This window comes from Ostreiculturibacter nitratireducens (assembly GCF_032670585.1).
Classification (GTDB): Bacteria; Pseudomonadota; Alphaproteobacteria; order Rhodobacterales; family Rhodobacteraceae; genus Ostreiculturibacter; species Ostreiculturibacter nitratireducens.
Genome location: NZ_JAVQHL010000001.1, coordinates 900,771 through 917,466, shown reverse-complemented (window position 1 = coordinate 917,466; position 16,696 = coordinate 900,771). Strand labels below are relative to the sequence as shown.

The window sequence follows — 16,696 nt, the reverse complement described above, 5'->3', positions numbered from 1 at the left end:
CCATGCAGTGGAACTGGGAATTCACCTTCGAAATCATGCCCAGGATGCTCTGGGCGACACTGAACACGCTGATGGCGGCGGGTATCGGATACGCGATCGCCGTACTCCTCGGGCTCGTTCTGGCGCTCGCGCAGCGCACGCCCTACCGCGCGGTGACGCTTGTCGTGCGCGAGGCGGTCGAGTTCATTCGCTCGACGCCCCTCGTTCTCCAGATATTCTTCGTCTACTACGTCGGGCCGCAGTACGGGCTCAACCTGAGCCCCTGGGTCGCGGGGATGATCGCGATCGGGCTCCACTACGCCTCCTACCTTTCGGAAGTCTACAGGGGCGGCATCGAGTCCGTGGCGAAGGGCCAGTGGGAGGCCTGTACCGCGCTCAACATGACGCCGATCCAGACCTATTTCCGTATCATCATCCCGCAGGCGCTGCCGCCCTCTGTCGCTGGCATGGGCAATTACCTTGTCGGCATCTTCAAGGACACGCCGATGCTCTCCGTGATCGGCGTCGCGGAACTGATGCACGCCGCGAACGCGATTGGCGGGCAGAACTACCGTTACCTGGAACCCTATACGATCGTCGGCGTGATCTTCCTGATGATCTCTCTGCCCTCTGCCGGAGTCATCCGTGCGTTTGAGGCCTGGGTCCGCCGCAAACTGGGAATGAGCTGATGGAAAACACCTCGCAGTATCCGCTGGAGCTGACCGGGCCGGACGTGCCCATGGTGCGGTTCATGAACGTCACCAAGCGCTACGGTGCTCTGACGGTGCTCGACAACCTCAATCTCGACGTGGCCGAGGGCGAGATGGTGACGATCATCGGCCCGTCGGGCTCGGGCAAGACGACCGTCCTCCGAATGCTGATGACGCTCGAGACGATCAACGGCGGCGTGATCTACGTGGATGGCAAACCGCTGACCCACATGCCGAAGAACGGCGTGCTGGTGCCGGCGGATCCGAAATACCTGCGCAAGGCGCGGTCCTCGATCGGGATGTGCTTCCAGCACTTCAACCTGTTTCCGCACATGACGGCGCTTCAGAACTGCATGGAGGGGCCGGTCCAGGTGCTCGGCATGTCGAAGCAGGATGCGCGCGAGCGGTCCGAGGAGTTGCTGGAAATGGTCGGCATGATCGACAAGAAGGACCAGCATCCTTCGCGGCTTTCGGGCGGCCAGCAGCAGCGGGTGGCGATCGCCCGGGCGCTCGCGATGCGGCCGAAGGTCATGCTCTTCGACGAGGTCACGTCCGCGCTCGACCCCGAGGTGATCGGCGAGGTGACCAACGTCATCCGCAAGCTCGTGTCCGAGCACAACCTGACCATGCTGATGGTCACCCACCAGATGGGCTTCGCGCGCGACATCTCCGACCGGATCTGTTTCTTCTACGGTGGCAGGATCGAGGAGCAGGGTCCGCCCGAGGAGTTGTTCGGAAATCCGCGTCGGGACCGCACGAAGCAGTTCCTCTCAGCCGTCAAGGAAGCGGACTGAATGGACTTCGCGCTGGCCGACATACTCGCCGCAAGGCGGGTCATCCGGGGCGTGGCGGACGCGACGCCCTTCGTTCCCTCGCCATTCATGACGAGGGCCGTGGGGCAGGACTTCCTGCTGAAGCTCGAGAACATGCAACCGATCGGCGCCTTCAAGCTGCGTGGCGCGGTGAACGCGGTCATGACGCTGCCGGACACGGTCGGTGGCGTTACGTGCTGTTCGACCGGAAACCACGGCCGTGGCGTCGCATACGCGGCGGCCAGGCGTGGGATGAAGGCCGTGATCTGCATGTCGAGACTGGTGCCTCAGGCCAAGGTCGACGGCATCCGCGCGCTTGGTGCCGACGTCCGCATCATCGGCACGACGCAGGATGAGGCGATGTACGAAAGCCAGCGCCTGTGCGAGGCCGAGGGGCTGGTCGAGATCTCGCCCTTCGACGATCCGAAGGTGATTGCAGGGCAGGGGACGATCGGCTTCGAGATGCTCGAGGCGCGGCCTGACCTGAAGACGATCCTCGTGCCCCTGTCGGGCGGCGGGCTTGCCGCGGGGGTTTCGGTCGCGGCCAAGTCGATCAACCCGAAGATCCGGGTCATCGGCATCACGATGGACCGCGGCGCGGCGATGTACGAATCGATCCGCGCGGGCCATCCCGTCGAGGTTCCGGAATTTGCTTCGCTCGCCGACAGCCTCGGCGGAGGTATCGGGTTGGAGAACCGGCTTTCGTTCCCGCTTTGCCGTGACAACCTCGACGACGTCGTGCTGGTGACCGAGGAAGAAATCCGCCACGCAATGCAGGTCCTCTATTACGAGGACCGGATCGTGGCCGAAGGCGCCTCGGTCGTGGGGCTTGCTGCGGTGCTGGCGGGCAAGGTCGCGTCCGACGGACCCGTGGGCACGATCGTCACGGGTCGCAACCTAGACATGGGCACCTTCAACAAGATCATGGCGGGCGAGGATGTGCAGGTCGGCGACCTCATGGTGAAAGGCAAGGCTTATGGCGCATGACATCCAGATCGTCACCGAGGCGGAACTGCGGGAGATCGTCCATCTCGACCTCACGACGGTCGACGTGATCGAAGCCGCCTTCGCGGCGCTCGCCAAGGGCGGCGTCGTCATGCCGCCGATCATGTCGATGGATCTGCACGAGGTGAACGGCGAGGTCGACGTGAAGACCGCCTACATCCCCGGCTTCGACGGCTTCGCGATCAAGGTCAGCCCCGGCTTCTTCGACAACCCGAAGATCGGCCTGCCGAGCCTCAACGGCCTGATGATCCTCTTCTCGGCCAAGACCGGCCTCGTGGAATCGCTCTTCCTCGACAACGGCTACCTGACCGATATTCGCACCGCCGCAGCGGGCGCGGTCGCCGCACGCCACCTGGCGTCGGAAAAGGTCGAGACGGCAGGCGTGATCGGCACCGGCGTTCAGGCGCGGCTGCAGATGCAGGCCGCGCATCTCGTGCGCCCGTTCACTCGTGTGCTCGTGCATGGCCGGGACATGGAGAAGGCCCGCGCCTGCGCCGCCGATCTGGCCGGGTCGCTCGGGATCGAAGCCGAGGCGGTCGCGGACCCGGCCGCTCTCGTGTCCGAAAGCCAGCTCGTCGTGACGACGACACCCGCGCGGGAGCCGCTCATCAAGGCGGCATGGCTCCACCCCGGCCTGCACATCACCGCGATGGGATCTGATCAGGCCGGAAAGAACGAGATCGAGCCCGCGGCCCTCATGGCGGTCGACGCCTATGTCTGCGACCGCGTAAGCCAGTGCGAGGTTTCCGGAGAGCTTGAAGCCGCACTTGCCGCTGGCGTGTGGACGAAGGACACCCCTGCCGAACTCGGCGAGGTCATCATCGGCCGGAAGCCCGGGCGGAAGTCGCCCGAAGACATCACGATTTGCGACCTGACCGGGACCGGCGTTCAGGATACCGCCATCGCCACCCATGTCCGCGCCCGGTTCGGAAAAGCGGGGACGATCATCCAGGCATGACAGATGTTCAGAAATCCCTTCTCCGATGAGGAACTTGCCCGCCGCGTCTCGGCCGTGCGCCGGGAAATGGCCGCCCGCGACCTGGATCTCGCGGTATTCTCCGCGCCAGAAAGCGTCTTCTACCTGACCGGCCTCGACCACTGGGGCTACTTCGCGCCGCATCACCTGATCGTGCCAGCTGACGGGGAAATGGTGCTCGTTACCCGGCAGATGGAACGCGTGACGATCGAAAACCAGGTGCGCAACGCCCGCTTTTCGGGCCATACCGACAGCGTCACGGCAGCAAGCCATCTGGCGAAGGAACTTGGCGACCTGGCGGGCAGGCGTGTCGGGCTCGAAACGGCCTCCTCGGGTCTCACCTTCGCTGCCGGCAGGGAGCTTTCCACCGCGACCGGGGCGGCCGAATGGGCCGATATCACGGATCTGACCGACGCGCTGCGCCTCGTGAAGTCGCCCGAGGAACAGGTGCTCATGCGCGCGGCCGCCAGGGCCTCGGACGCGGGGACCCTTGCCGCAATCGCCGCCATCCATGACGGTGCGCGGGAGGTGGACGTCGTCGCCGAATGCACCGCCGCGATGATCCGCGCGGGCTCCAACCCGCCCGGCTTCGGCCCTTTCATCCGTCCCGACCACCGCATTGCCGAGGAGCACACGACCTGGGGCGACGGCATCTACCGCAACGGCGGGCGAGTCATGCTGGAGCTCGCGGGCTGCGTCTCGCGCTACCATGCGCCAATGGGGCGGCTCATTCATCTCGGCCACATCCGCGACGAGGATGCCGAGATGGCCGAGATATCGAAGCGCGCCTTTGAGGCGAGCCTGAACGGGCTCCGCCCCGGTCGGCGTGCGCGCGACGTATACGCGGATTGGCAGGCGGTCGTGGACGCCGCCGGAATGCCTCACTACCGCCGCCACCATTGTGGATATCTGGTCGGCATCGGCTTCCCGCCGTCCTGGACGGGCGGGAACAAGGTCACAGGCCTGCGGCACGACAGCGATCTCGAGATCAAGGAAGGCATGAGCTTCCATCTGCTTTCGTGGTTCACCGAGACCGGGCGCGGCGACTACTTCGTTTCGAACTGCGCGCTTCTGGGTCCCGACGGGCCGGAACTTCTGACAAAGGCGCCGATGGGGCCGACGGTGCTCTGACCGATGAAACTCGACGAGCGCGATATCCAGATCCTGCGTGTCCTCTCCACCGACGGGCGGATCACCAAGGCCGCGCTCGCCGAGCGGATCGGGCTGTCGCCCACTCCCTGCTGGGATCGCCTGAAGAAACTGGAAAAGGCAGGTCTGATCGAGGGATACCGGGCCGAGATCAGCCTGAAGAAACTCGGCCCCCATGTAACCGTTTTCGTCGCGGCCGAATTGGCCGACCACACATCGGCTAGCTTCCGCTCTTTCGAGGATGCGGTGAGGAGCTATGACGAGATAGTGGCCTGCTGGGCACTCGGCGGCGGCTATGACTACCTGTTGCAGATCGTCACCCGCGACATCGACGCCTACCAACGGCTGATCGACGAGATGCTGGACGCGCGCATCGGTCTTGCCCGCTACTTCACCTACATCGTCACGAAGCCGGTGAAGGGATTCGGCGCGCCGCCTTTCGAAGCACTTATCGGCTCCCATTGATCTGGTCTGCGAAACGCGGCGGGGGCAGATGATTCTTCTGCCAATGCCGCGAAGTTCGGTCTCGCTGCCTGCTCCGGAGAGCGATCATTTGAGGGACATTCCTCAAGAGGATCGAATGCTGGATACCGCTCTCTCGGCTCGTGCCGACATCAAGGACAAGAAGCTCGTGCGCAGCTTCTCTTACATCGGCGGCAAATGGTGCGCCGCACTTTCCGGCGAAACCCTTCCGGTGACGGACCCGGCCACTGGCCAAACGATCGGCGAGGTGGCGAGCCTGTCCGCCGCCGATTCCGCTGCCGCCGTCGATGCGGCCCAAGCGGCATTCCCCGGCTGGTCCGGTCTTCTTCCGCAGGGCCGGTCCGCGATCCTCAGGCGCTGGTTCGAGATGATCCTCGCGCACAAGGACGACCTCGCGCGTATCATGGTGCTGGAACAGGGCAAGCCCTTGTCCGAAGCCGTGGGCGAGATCGAATACGGCGCGGCCTTCGTCGAGTTCTATGCCGAGGAAGCGAAGCGACCGAACATAGAAGGCGTCACCAGTCATTTGCCGGACGCGGAAGTGGAACTGTGGCGCGAGCCGGTCGGCGTCGCCGCCCTGATCACGCCGTGGAACTTCCCCTCTGCCATGCTGACGCGGAAGGCGGCGGCGGCGATGGCGGCGGGCTGCACGGTCGTCTGTCATCCGTCGGCCGAAACGCCCTTCTCGGCCCTTGCGCTGGCGGAGTTAGCCGAACGCGCGGGCGTTCCCGCGGGCGTTTTCAACGTTGTCACCGGCATCGCCCCGGTCGTCGTCGAACCGTGGACGAAGGACACGCGGGTCCGTGCCCTTTCCTTCACCGGATCGACCGAGATCGGGCGGCTTCTCTACCGGCAGTCGGCCGAGACCGTGAAGCGGCTTGTGATGGAGCTTGGCGGCCATGCCCCCGTCCTGGTCTTCCAGGACGCCGACCTCGGCAACGCTGTGGCCGAGACGATAAAGGCCAAGTTCGCGACGTCCGGCCAGGACTGCCTCGGCGCAAACCGGATCTTCGTCGAGCGACCGATCTACGAGGAGTTCTGCAAGCGATTCACCGAAGCGACCAGGCAACTGACGATCGGACCGGGCATCGAGGACTGCGACATCGGCCCCCTCATGAACGAGAAGGCCGTCGCCAAGCAGGAGGAGCACGTCGCGGACGCGCTGGCCAAGGGCGCGAGGCTCGCCTGTGGCGGCAAGCGGCACGAGCTCGGCCCGCTGTTCTACGAGCCGACGGTGCTCGTGGACGTCCCGGCGGACGCGAAGATCCTGTCGGAGGAAACCTTCGGTCCCGTTGCGCCGATCCTGCCTTTCGACGCCGAGGATGACGTGATCGCGCGCGCGAACGCCACCGAATACGGGCTGGTTGCGTATATCCACACCCAGGACCCGCGCCGCATCTACCGGGCGAGCCGCGCGCTTCAGTTCGGCATGGTCGCCGTGAACCGCACGAAGGTGACCGGTGCGCCGATCCCGTTTGGCGGGACGAAGCAGTCGGGCCTTGGCCGCGAGGGAGCGCGTCTGGGGATGGAGGAATTCACCGAAATCAAATACGTCTGCCGCGACTGGGCATGAGAGGAAGGAAAGACGAATGCTGAAGAACGATCAACTCGACCAGTGGGACCGCGAGAACTTTTTCCATCCCTCGACGCACCTTGCGCAGCATGCGCGCGGAGAAAGCCCCAACCGCGTGATCAAGACGGCCTCGGGCGTGCACATCGAAGACCGGGACGGCAACCGCCTTCTTGACGCCTTCGCCGGGCTCTACTGCGTCAACGTCGGCTACGGCCGGCAGGAGATCGCGGAGGCGATCGCAGCGCAGGCGAGGGAACTGGCCTACTATCACGCCTATGTCGGCCATGGCACCGAAGCCTCGATCACGCTGGCCAAGATGATCCTCGACCGTGCGCCGAAGAACATGTCCAAGGTCTATTTCGGCCTCGGCGGCTCGGACGCGAACGAGACCAACGTCAAGCTCGTCTGGTATTACAACAACGTCCTCGGCCGGCCGGAGAAGAAGAAGATCATCTCGCGTTGGCGCGGCTACCACGGTTCGGGCCTGATGACGGGTTCGCTGACTGGGCTCGAACTCTTCCACAAGAAGTTCGACCTTCCGCTCCCGCAGGTCCTGCACACCGAGGCGCCCTATTACTACCGCCGCAAGGACCTGAACCAGTCCGAGGCCGACTTCGTCGCCCATTGCGTGGCCGAACTCGAGGCGCTGATCCAACGCGAGGGTGCCGATACGATCGCCGCCTTCATCGGTGAGCCGGTCCTCGGCACCGGCGGCATCGTTCCGCCCCCGGCGGGCTACTGGGAAGCAATCCAGAAAGTGCTGAAGAAGCACGACATCCTCCTGATCGCCGACGAGGTCGTGACCGGTTTCGGTCGTCTCGGAACGATGTTCGGCTCCGATCACTACGGGATCGAGGCCGATATCATTACCATCGCCAAGGGTCTCACTTCGGCCTATGCGCCGCTCTCGGGTTCGATCGTGTCGGACAAGGTGTGGAAGGTGCTTGAGCAGGGCACCGATGAGAATGGACCCATCGGCCACGGCTGGACCTATTCCGCGCATCCCATCGGCGCGGCGGCCGGCGTGGCGAACCTCAAACTCATCGACGAACTGAACCTTGTGCAGAACGCGGGCGAGGTCGGTCGCCACCTGAAGAACGCCATGACCGAAGCGCTGGGCAGTCATCCCAACGTGGGCGACGTGCGCGGCGAAGGGATGCTTTGCGCGGTGGAGTTCGTCGATGACAAGGACAGCCGCAAGTTCTTCGACCCCGCGAAGAAGATCGGGCCGCAGATTTCAGCGGCGCTTCTCGCCCAGGACAAGGTGATCGCGCGGGCGATGCCGCAAGGCGACATCCTGGGCTTCGCGCCGCCCTTCTGCCTGACACGCGCCGAGGCCGAGACCGTCGCCGAGGCGACGGCGCGGGCTGTGAAGACCGTGCTTGGCTGAGCCGAGAAACGAGGGCCTGAGCCTCCCCACGTGATCTGGTCCACCGTTATGGTCGGGAAACGGTGGACCAGAAATCCCGGACCAGCGACTCGAGCCCGGGGAGAATGTCACGAAGCTTCGGCAGGTTGATGTGCTCATGGGTAAGGGAATGAAGCGCGCGGACGCGATCCGCGCGGTGCGGCCTCGCCCAACTGCGCCGCATGCCCGGCGAGCTATTGGTTGCCCGGATCCATCTCTGCGAGTACGCGCTCCGGGGTCAGTGGCAGGTGGGTCAGTTCTGATCCGAGCGCGTCGTTGACGGCGTTCACCACGGCCGCGGCCACGGGGATCGTGGCGATCTCGCCCACGGCCTTGGCCCCGAATGGCCCGGTCGGCTCCCCCGCCTCGATGAGATGAACCTCGATCATTGGCATTTCGAGACTGTTGGCGAGGATGTAACGGGCGAAGCTGTCGCCCGCCATCCGGCCCGTCACCATGTCGTTCGCGACATCCTCGAACAGCGCGTATCCGATCCCTATCTGCACACCGCCGTAGATCTGGCCCTCGACCAGCATCGGGTTGACGGCGCGGCCGATGTCGTGGACCGCGAGGTAGTCCTTGACGCGCACGAGCCCCGTCAGCGTGTCGACCTCAACCGCCGCGAAATGGGCGGCATGAGAGCTGGGGTTGGCGCCCGCGGCATAGGTTTCGGTCGCGGAAGGCAGATCGAGACCCGCGCCGAGAAGGTCGGCGGCCAGCGCGGCCATCCGGCTGACTTCGCCGCTGCGAAGGTCCTCCACGCCGGCCTGACCGAGCCGTAGCTCGTCTGGGGCGCAATTGCGCAGCAGCGCCGCGGCCTGAATGATCCGTTCGACGAGCAGCACGGCCGTCCGCCGCGTGGCCTCGCCCGCGATGTAGGTCATGCGGCTCGCGCGCGTTCCAAGATCGTAGCCGCATCGGTCCGTATCGGCGTCGACGATGCGGATATCGGTCGGACGCAGGGAGAGGACTTCGGCCGCGATCTGGGCAAGCGTCGTGTTCGAGCCGCAGCCAAGGTCGTGCAGCGCCGAAACCATCTCGACCCGGCCGTCGGCGCAAAGCGCCATGGTCATCGTCGTTGCTTCCTCCGATCCGGGGAAGCAGCCGTTGATATGTGCGGCCGCGGCCATTCCGGTCCCGGTGCGGAACCGGCCGGCTCCGCCCGACGTCGCGCGGCGCATGTCCCAGGAGAACCGCCGGGCCCCCTCGGCGATGCATTCCCGGAGCCGCGCATTGCCGACATCGAGGCCGGTGTAGGGCTCGATCGCATGGGGCGAGATCGCGTTCCGGATCCGCAGCGTCACCGGGTCGAAGCCGGCCCGGCGCGCCGCGATGTCGAGATGGATCTCTCCCGCAGCGTTGATCTGCGGCGAGCCGTAGCCGCGAAAGGCGCCCGTGGGTGGCGTGTTCGTGTAGACCGCTCGGCCGCAGTAGCGTTCGGCCGGAATGTCGTAGAGGCGGACATGGCGCTGGAGCATCGATCCCGGCAGGTAGTTGCCGCCGGTGACGTAGGCGCCGATGTCGATCAGCGTCTCGGTCTCGCGGGCGAGGATGCGGCCGGAGGCGTCGAAGCCGGTGCGAATCCGCGTGCTGGTGGATGACCGCATCCGGGTGCTGGTGAAGGTCTGGTGGCGGTCGAGTTCGAGACGGACGGGCCGGTTCAGCCGGCGCGCGAATTCGGCCACCAGGGGTTCGAGGACCGGTTCCGCCTTGCCGCCGAACGAGCCGCCGATCGGCGTCTTCACCACATGGATGTCACGCGCCTTCAGCCCGAGCGCACGGGCGACGACCACCTGAACCGCATGGACGCTCTGACAGGGCGCGAGCACGCAGATGCGCCCATCGGGCTCGGGCAGGGCAAGCGCCACATGGTTCTCGATCGCGCAATGATGCGTCTTGGGGGTGCGGATCGCGGTTTCCACGACGTGGGTGGCAGCCGCGAAGCCCGCATCCGGGTCGCCGCGGTCGAAATGTTGTTCGGCAACCGGGTTGCGGAAGGTCGGCGTGCCATCCTCCTCGAATAGCGGGCCGCGGTCGCGATCGGCCGCCTCGGGCGCAAGGCAGGCTGGCAGCGGCTCGTATCGGATGTCCAGCAGCGCGAGAGCGGCGACGGCGGCCTCTCGCGTGGTCGCCACGACGGCGGCGACGCGATCGCCGACATGGCGCACGACGGGAGGAAACGTCGTCTCGTCCTCGTCCGCCTCCTGGCCTTCGAACCAGATCGAGCTGTTGTAGCGGTTGGCCGGCATGTTGCCGTGCCAGAACACCCCGAGCACGCCCGGCGCGGCAAGAGCGGCTTCCGCGTTGACCGCGGCTACGCGCGCATGGGGATGGGGGCTCGTCTGGAGCGCGGCATGCGCGAGGCCCTCGATCTCCAGATCACCGGCATATCTCAGGGCTCCGGTCGCCTTCTCGGCGCCATCGAGCATCGGGTGCCGGATACCTACGGCCGTCATTGCGCGTCCTCCGAAGCCTTGGTTATCCGGTCGAGGAGATCAAGCCCGAGCGCCCGGATCGCCCGCGACTTGTAGGCGGCCGAGGCACGGCCCGGAATTGCGGCGAGAACATCGTCCTCCAGCGCCGGCAAAAAGCCGTCCGCGCCCGCATTCAGCGCCGCCTCGGCGCCAGCAAGACGCCGCGGCGCCGGGCCGATCGCACCTGCCACGAGACGCAGAGCGCCACGCGGTCCCGCGGCGGCAAGGGTCAGACACGAAATCGTCGGCTCCTGCCGGCGGCCGAGCTTCACGAAGGCGCCGATCCCGGAGCCATCGCCCAGCGGCAGCCGGAAGCCGACGATCACCTGCCGTCGCCCGACGATTGGACGGCGGGAGAGCAGATCGGCCACCGGCAGGGAAGTCTCGCCCTCGGGCGCGCGAAGAACCGCTTCGGCCCGTGCCGCGACAAGCGCCGGGGGCAGGTCCGCCGCCGGCGATCCATTCGCCACGTTGCCGCCGATCGTGGCGCGGTTGCGGATCTGGACCGAGCCGAAGTTGACTGCCGCCTGGCCCAGAACCGGGCAGTGCCGCGCGACGAGCGGGTCCCGCGCGATCGCAGCCACGGTGACGCCGGCCCCGACGAAGAGAGCGTCCTCGGCAAGCTTCACCTGCCTGAAGGAAGGGATGCGGCCGAGATCTACGACCACCTGAGCGGCGGGGAGATTGCCAGAGGCGATGAGCAGGTCTGTTCCACCGGCGATCAGGCCGGGGTCGGCCTTCGTCGCCAGAAGCGCCATGAGCGCGGCCTCGCTGTCCGGCGACGCGAATTCTGCGATCATGCGGCGGTGCCCCCGGTCGCATCGGCGACGATCGCTGCCCGCTCACGTGCGGTCCGCGCGATCGCCCGGACGATGTTGGCGTAGCCCGTGCAGCGGCAGATGTTGCCGGCGATCGCGAGACGGATCTCCGCTTCGGTCGGGGCCGGGTTGACGGAGAGAAGCCCCTCTGCCGCCATCAGCATGCCCGGCGTGCAGTAGCCGCACTGGACCGCGCCTTCCATGACGAACGCGTTCTGAAGATCGGACAACCCGGTCCCTTTCGCGAGCCCCTCGACGGTCGTGACCTCTTTCCCGTCGGCCTGCGCGGCAAGCATCAGGCAGGAGCAGACCGGCTCGCCATCCAGCAACACCGTGCAGGCGCCGCATTCCCCCTCGAGGCACCCTTCCTTGACGCCCGTCAGGCCGTGGTTTCGCAGCGCAGACGACAACCGCTCGCCCGGTGTCACCCGCAAGTGCTGCCGGACACCGTTAAGTTCTGGAAATATATCCAATTCTACTCCGCAGGTTGCGGCGCGTTCCGGTGAGGGGAATACGGCCTCGAACGGTAGCGGGCGAACAGGTTCCCGACGCGCGATGGTCGAAAATTGACCATTTCGGTGCGGCGCCCCAGGTTCATTCGACCGGCATGTCCGTAGCCGGCCCGATCGGAGTGACCGTGGCGTTCCCTTACACCGGCGTCATGGGCGAGCCGCTGCTGCGCGTATGGATGCAGGACGGCGGGCCACCCACGTCCCGCTGCACATCGGCCCCGTTCGCAGGATTGTCGATCTGGGGCATTCGATCCGGGGGAGGGGGGCGTCCTCCTCAGGCGGCAACCGCCTTCGATATTGCTTCGGCGATGATTGCCGGCACGTCCCGGTGCGTTCCGAGAGGGGGGAGGATCCGACCGCGAAAACCCGCCTCTTCGACGGCGGCAGGGATGTCGTCGAGCACGTGGCCCCAACGCGCGACGAACAGTGGCAGGAGGATCGATGACCGGCCCGCCTCAATCAGGACCTGGGCTATCCGTGGGTCCTGTTCGATGAAGCCCACGCGAACCTCGGCGAAGTCCGCCCGCTCGGCGATGTATCCTGCGGTCTCTCGCGCCGTTTCGGCCGGTTGCGGGCTGCGGCCCGATCCGTGTGCGGCGAGGATCAGGGTCGTGTCGGGCGCTGCCCAGCCGGCCTCAGCCGCTTCCTCCCGCGCAAGCCGAAGCGCCAGCGCATTCGCCCCCGGAAGTAGGCCAAATGGCGTGAGAATCCTCAGGCCGTCCCGGCCCGCCTTCGCCAGTCGCGCAGGGAGGTTAGAGCGGATGAACCAGCCGTCCGACATGAAGAAGGGAAAGACGACGGGGTCTTCCAGTTCGGCCACCGCCGCCTCCAGCGCTCCGGGGGCCGCGAGCGTCGCCCCGCCGACGCGCCAGCCGGGCAACAGAGCCGCCACGCGGGCGGCGAGCGCCTCGATTTCCGCTTCGGGTCCGTCGGGATCGGAGGGCTGCCCGTGCGCGACGATCAACGCCTCGCGGGTCATTCTCGGATCCTTGCGCCCTTGGCGTCGAACAGAAATGCCTGGGCATCGTCGAAATCGAGTTCCACCATCGTGTTCACCGGGAAGTCGTGCTGCCCGAACATGCGGACCGTCAGGATTTCGCCGCCGGTTTCGGTAACGAGGAGGTGCGTGTCGGCGCCCAGCCTTTCGATATGTTCGATCCGGCCCCTGATCCGCCCGCCTTCCTCCACCCGAAGATGCTCCGGCCGGATGCCGAGGGTCGCACCTTTCGCCCCGAGGGGCCCGGCGGGAAGGAAGTTCATCGCCGGAGAGCCGATGAAGCCCGCGACGAACTGGTTGTCGGGATCGTTGTAGAGTTCCATCGGGCTGCCGATCTGCTCCACCCAGCCCTCGCGGATGACCACGATTCGGTCCGCAAGCGTCATCGCCTCCACCTGGTCGTGGGTGACGTAGATGATCGTCGCGCCGAGGTCGCGGTGCAGCCGCGCGATTTCCACCCGCATGTGCAGGCGGAGTGCGGCGTCGAGGTTCGAAAGCGGCTCGTCGAAAAGGTAGAGCTCGGGCTGGCGGACAAGCGTGCGCCCGATGGCGACGCGCTGGCGCTGGCCGCCCGAAAGCTCGGCCGGGCGCCGGTCGAGGAAGGGCTCCAGGGCAAGCATCTTGGCCGCCGCCCCCACCCTTTCGGCGATCACGGCCTTCGGCTGGCCTTCCTGCCGCAGCGCGAGCCCCATGTTCCCTTCCACCGTCAGGTGGGGGTAGAGGGCGTAGCTCTGGAACACCATGGCGATTCCGCGTTTCGCGGGGGGCGTCAGCGTCACGTCGCGGTCGGAGATCAGGACCGTGCCCGAGGTCGCGTCCTCCAGCCCCGCGATGACACGCAGAAGCGTGGATTTGCCGCAGCCCGAGGGGCCTACGAAGACGACGAATTCGCCCTTCTCGACCGAAAGGTCGATGTCCTTCAGAACCTTGACCGGGCCGAAATCCTTGCAGATGCGATCAAGCTTCAGCGCCGTCATTTGGCGCCCTTGAGTTCGACGGCGCGGCCTTCACGGATGCTCTCGTCCGCGGCGAGGCAGATCTCGAGCGAGGCGACCGCGTCCGCCATGTGGCGCGAAAGGTCGATGTCCTCGAGAATCGAGCGGATCACGTAAGCCTGTTCCGCGTCGCAAAGCTCTTGATGGCCGGGCTCGCCGGGGAAATCGACGTCGCGGTCGCCACCCTCGGTGCGGTGGATGCGCAGGGCGCCGACCTTGGTATGCCCCTCGACGCTGTCCGAGGCCGGGTGCATCCCCGACATGATCGAGACCGCGCCGTTGGGGGAGATCACGTCCTTCACGAAATAAGCGACCTCGGACATCATCGGGCCCCAGCCCGCCTCGTACCAGCCCACCGATCCGTCATCGAAGATCACCTGGAACTGGCCGTAGTTGTACATGTCGGGCGCGATCTCGTCCGACAGACGCAGGCCCATGCCGTGAACGCGCACCGGTTTCGCGTCGGTGATCTGGCACATGACATCGACGTAGTGGACACCGCAATCGACGATCGGCGGCGTGGTCTTCATCAGCGCCTTGTGGGTTTCCCAGGTGGCGCCCTTCGATTGCTGGTTGAGGTTGAGGCGGAAGACGTAGGGCCCGCCCAGGCCGCGCGCCTCGGCGATCAGGCGCTGCCACGAGGGGTGGTGACGCAGGATGTAACCGACGACCAGCTTCTTCTTCAGCCGCCTCGCCGTTTCCACGACGCGGCGGGCGTCCGCGACGTTGGTTGCAAGCGGCTTCTCGACGAAGACATGCGCGCCCGCCTCCATTGCGGCAATGGCGAATTCGGCGTGGCTGTCGGAATAGGTGGCTATCGCGACGACGTCGGGCTTCGCCGCGGCGAGCCCCTCCTCGAAGGTCTTGTAGAGGGGGTAGCCCCGCAACTCCTCCGGTAGATCGACGGGCGAACGGTTCACGAGCGCGACGATCTCGGCCTCCGGGTGCTTGTGGAGCGCAAGCGCGTGGCTGCGACCCATGTTTCCAATACCGGCGACGAGGACTTTCATTTGACCGCTCCCGAAGTGATGCCGCGGATCAGTTGCCGCGAGAAGATGACGTAAAGGACGAGCACCGGCAGGATCGCGAAAGATAGCGCGGACAGGACGGCGTTCCAGTCCGTCACGAACTGACCAATGAAGACCTGGGACCCGAGGGTGAGCGTCTTGGTCTTTTCCCCCGGCGCGAGGATCAGCGGGAACCACAGGTCGTTCCAGATCGGGATCATGTTGAACACGGCTACCGTCGCCATTGCGGGGCGGACGAGGGGAAGGACCAGCCGGAAGAAGATCGTGTATTCCGAAAGCCCGTCGACGCGTCCGGCGTTCTTCAGGTCATGCGAAACCTGCCGCATGAACTCCGACAGGATGAAGACGGCGAGGGGAAGGCCCTGCGCCGTGTAGACGAGGATCAGCGCTGCGAGCGTGTTCACGAGGCCGGTGGAGACCATGAGTTCGAGGATCGCGACCGTGCCGATGCGGATCGGGATCATGATCCCGAGCGCGAGGTAAAGGCCCATCAGCGCGTTGCCCCGGAACCGGTATTCCGACAGCGCGAAGGCCGCCATCGCGCCGAAGAACAGGATCAAGAACAGCGACGCGACAGTGACGATCATCGAATTCTGGAAGTAGAGGAGGAAATCCCCCTGCTTCCACACGGTCTGGTAGCCGATGAGCGAGAAACTTTCCGAATTCGGCAGGGCCAGGGGTTCCCGGAAGATCGCCTTCCGGGTCTTGAAGGAGTTGATGAGGATCACGAAGACCGGAAAGAGCGCGATCAGCGTATAGGTGATCAGCACGGCGTGGGCCGCGGCGACGTTGACTGGATTTCGGCGGGCCCTGTGCATGCTGCCCCTCAGAACTGGTAGCGCCGGAGGCGCGTCTGGATGCCGAAGAGGTAGATGCAGACGCCGATGAGGATGATCGCGAACATTGCGGTCGCGATGGCGGATCCCATCAGCGGGTCGCCCAGCTGAAGCTGGAAGCCGAAGAAGGTCCGGTAGAGGAACGTTCCGAGGATGTCGGTCGAGAAGTCCGGTCCCGCAAGCGCGCCCTGGGCCGCGTAGATCAGGTCGAAGGCGTTGAAGTTGCCGACGAAAGTCAGGATCGAGATGATGCCGATAGAGGGCAGGATCAGCGGCAGCTTGATCTTCCAGAAGGCGGACATGCCCGTGATCCCGTCGATCTCTCCCGCCTCCAGGATTTCCTCCGGGATCGACAGGAGCGCGGCGTAGATCAGCATCATAGGGATGCCGACGAACTGCCAGACCGAGACGAGGGCGAGCGTCGTCAGTGCCGTCTCCTCGCGCCCGAGCCAGGGAGCGTAGAGCGACTTCAGCCCGACCCAGTCCAGCATCGTCGGCGCGATGCCCCAGATCGGAGAGAGGATGAGTTTCCAGGCGAAACCGACGATCACGAAAGAGAGGATCGTCGGGATGAAGATCGCCGAACGGTAGAAGGCGGCGAAGCGCAGGCGTGGGGAGGAAAGGATCGCGGCGAGCGCGATGCCGATGGGATTCTGCACCGCCATGTGGATGAAGAAGAACCAGAAGTTGTTGCCAAGCGCGTTCCAGAAGGAGGCCGACCAACGCGGGTCGCCGAAGAGCGTCCGGAAGTTCTGGAGCCCGGAAAAGACGCGTCCCTCTTCACCCGATGTGTAAAGGGCAAGGCGCAACGTGTTGAAAAGCGGAAAGATCATCACCGTCGTGTAGACGATGACGGCCGGTGCCAGGAAGACGATCACATGGGGCTTGATCCTCGAGCGCATCTGGGTGCCGGAAAGACCCGGGCGGCCTGAGCCGCCCGG

16 protein-coding genes are annotated in these 16,696 nt (G+C 65.7%); 8 read left to right on the top strand and 8 right to left on the bottom strand.

The features are described 5' to 3' along the window. The first annotated feature begins 2 nt into the window (after positions 1-2). The 8 genes from ehuD to ABCN56_RS04420 all read left to right on the top strand — a co-directional run bounded on the left by ehuD (position 3) and on the right by ABCN56_RS04420 (position 8,077). A complete protein-coding gene (gene ehuD / locus ABCN56_RS04455; protein ID WP_343079559.1) occupies positions 3-668 on the top strand; it encodes an ectoine/hydroxyectoine ABC transporter permease subunit EhuD in 666 nt (221 codons plus the stop codon). After that, positions 668-1,483 carry an ectoine/hydroxyectoine ABC transporter ATP-binding protein EhuA gene (gene ehuA, locus ABCN56_RS04450; protein ID WP_343079558.1) on the top strand — a complete coding sequence of 272 codons (816 nt, stop codon included), beginning with the start codon at positions 668-670 and terminating at the stop codon, positions 1,481-1,483. The genes ehuD and ehuA overlap by 1 nt, the downstream gene beginning before the upstream one ends. After that, complete coding sequence (eutB, locus tag ABCN56_RS04445) at positions 1,484-2,488, top strand: hydroxyectoine utilization dehydratase EutB (RefSeq protein WP_343079557.1); 1,005 nt, start codon at positions 1,484-1,486, stop codon at positions 2,486-2,488. Then, the gene (locus tag ABCN56_RS04440) at positions 2,478-3,464 is read left to right on the top strand and encodes a cyclodeaminase (protein WP_343079556.1); all 987 of its coding nucleotides are present in this window, start codon (positions 2,478-2,480) and stop codon (positions 3,462-3,464) included. Before eutB ends, ABCN56_RS04440 begins: the two co-directional genes overlap by 11 nt. A 3-nt stretch (positions 3,465-3,467) precedes the next feature. Beyond that, positions 3,468-4,613 (top strand): M24 family metallopeptidase, encoded by a 1,146-nt coding sequence (locus ABCN56_RS04435; RefSeq protein WP_343079555.1) that lies wholly within the window; start codon positions 3,468-3,470, stop codon positions 4,611-4,613. A 3-nt stretch (positions 4,614-4,616) separates the two neighbouring features. Next, on the top strand, positions 4,617-5,096 hold the full coding sequence (locus ABCN56_RS04430) for an Lrp/AsnC family transcriptional regulator (protein ID WP_343079554.1): 480 nt from the start codon (positions 4,617-4,619) through the stop codon (positions 5,094-5,096). A gap of 115 nt (positions 5,097-5,211) precedes the next feature. Next, positions 5,212-6,687: an NAD-dependent succinate-semialdehyde dehydrogenase gene (locus ABCN56_RS04425; RefSeq protein WP_343079553.1), complete on the top strand. Its 1,476-nt coding sequence runs from the start codon at positions 5,212-5,214 to the stop codon at positions 6,685-6,687. Between the two features lie 16 nt (positions 6,688-6,703). Further along, a complete protein-coding gene (locus ABCN56_RS04420; RefSeq protein WP_343079552.1) occupies positions 6,704-8,077 on the top strand; it encodes an aspartate aminotransferase family protein in 1,374 nt (457 codons plus the stop codon). A gap of 212 nt (positions 8,078-8,289) precedes the next feature. On the opposite strand, the gene ABCN56_RS04415 is transcribed toward ABCN56_RS04420, so the two are convergent. The 8 genes from ABCN56_RS04415 to ABCN56_RS04380 all read right to left on the bottom strand — a co-directional run bounded on the left by ABCN56_RS04415 (position 8,290) and on the right by ABCN56_RS04380 (position 16,657). Continuing rightward, positions 8,290-10,551 carry a xanthine dehydrogenase family protein molybdopterin-binding subunit gene (locus ABCN56_RS04415; protein WP_343079551.1) on the bottom strand — a complete coding sequence of 754 codons (2,262 nt, stop codon included), beginning with the start codon at positions 10,549-10,551 and terminating at the stop codon, positions 8,290-8,292. After that, a complete protein-coding gene (locus tag ABCN56_RS04410) occupies positions 10,548-11,369 on the bottom strand; it encodes an FAD binding domain-containing protein (protein WP_343079550.1) in 822 nt (273 codons plus the stop codon). The genes ABCN56_RS04415 and ABCN56_RS04410 overlap by 4 nt, the downstream gene beginning before the upstream one ends. Next, positions 11,366-11,860 carry a (2Fe-2S)-binding protein gene (locus ABCN56_RS04405; RefSeq protein WP_343079549.1) on the bottom strand — a complete coding sequence of 165 codons (495 nt, stop codon included), beginning with the start codon at positions 11,858-11,860 and terminating at the stop codon, positions 11,366-11,368. Before ABCN56_RS04405 ends, ABCN56_RS04410 begins: the two co-directional genes overlap by 4 nt. 313 nt (positions 11,861-12,173) lie before the next feature. After that, positions 12,174-12,878: a sirohydrochlorin chelatase gene (locus ABCN56_RS04400; protein ID WP_343079548.1), complete on the bottom strand. Its 705-nt coding sequence runs from the start codon at positions 12,876-12,878 to the stop codon at positions 12,174-12,176. After that, on the bottom strand, positions 12,875-13,873 hold the full coding sequence (locus tag ABCN56_RS04395; RefSeq protein ID WP_343079547.1) for an ABC transporter ATP-binding protein: 999 nt from the start codon (positions 13,871-13,873) through the stop codon (positions 12,875-12,877). The genes ABCN56_RS04400 and ABCN56_RS04395 overlap by 4 nt, the downstream gene beginning before the upstream one ends. Next, on the bottom strand, positions 13,870-14,901 hold the full coding sequence (locus ABCN56_RS04390) for a Gfo/Idh/MocA family protein (RefSeq protein ID WP_343079546.1): 1,032 nt from the start codon (positions 14,899-14,901) through the stop codon (positions 13,870-13,872). The genes ABCN56_RS04395 and ABCN56_RS04390 overlap by 4 nt, the downstream gene beginning before the upstream one ends. Further along, positions 14,898-15,737 (bottom strand): carbohydrate ABC transporter permease, encoded by an 840-nt coding sequence (locus tag ABCN56_RS04385; RefSeq protein ID WP_343079545.1) that lies wholly within the window; start codon positions 15,735-15,737, stop codon positions 14,898-14,900. Before ABCN56_RS04385 ends, ABCN56_RS04390 begins: the two co-directional genes overlap by 4 nt. An 8-nt stretch (positions 15,738-15,745) precedes the next feature. Then, a complete protein-coding gene (locus tag ABCN56_RS04380; RefSeq protein WP_343079544.1) occupies positions 15,746-16,657 on the bottom strand; it encodes a carbohydrate ABC transporter permease in 912 nt (303 codons plus the stop codon). Between the last annotated feature and the right edge of the window lie 39 nt (positions 16,658-16,696).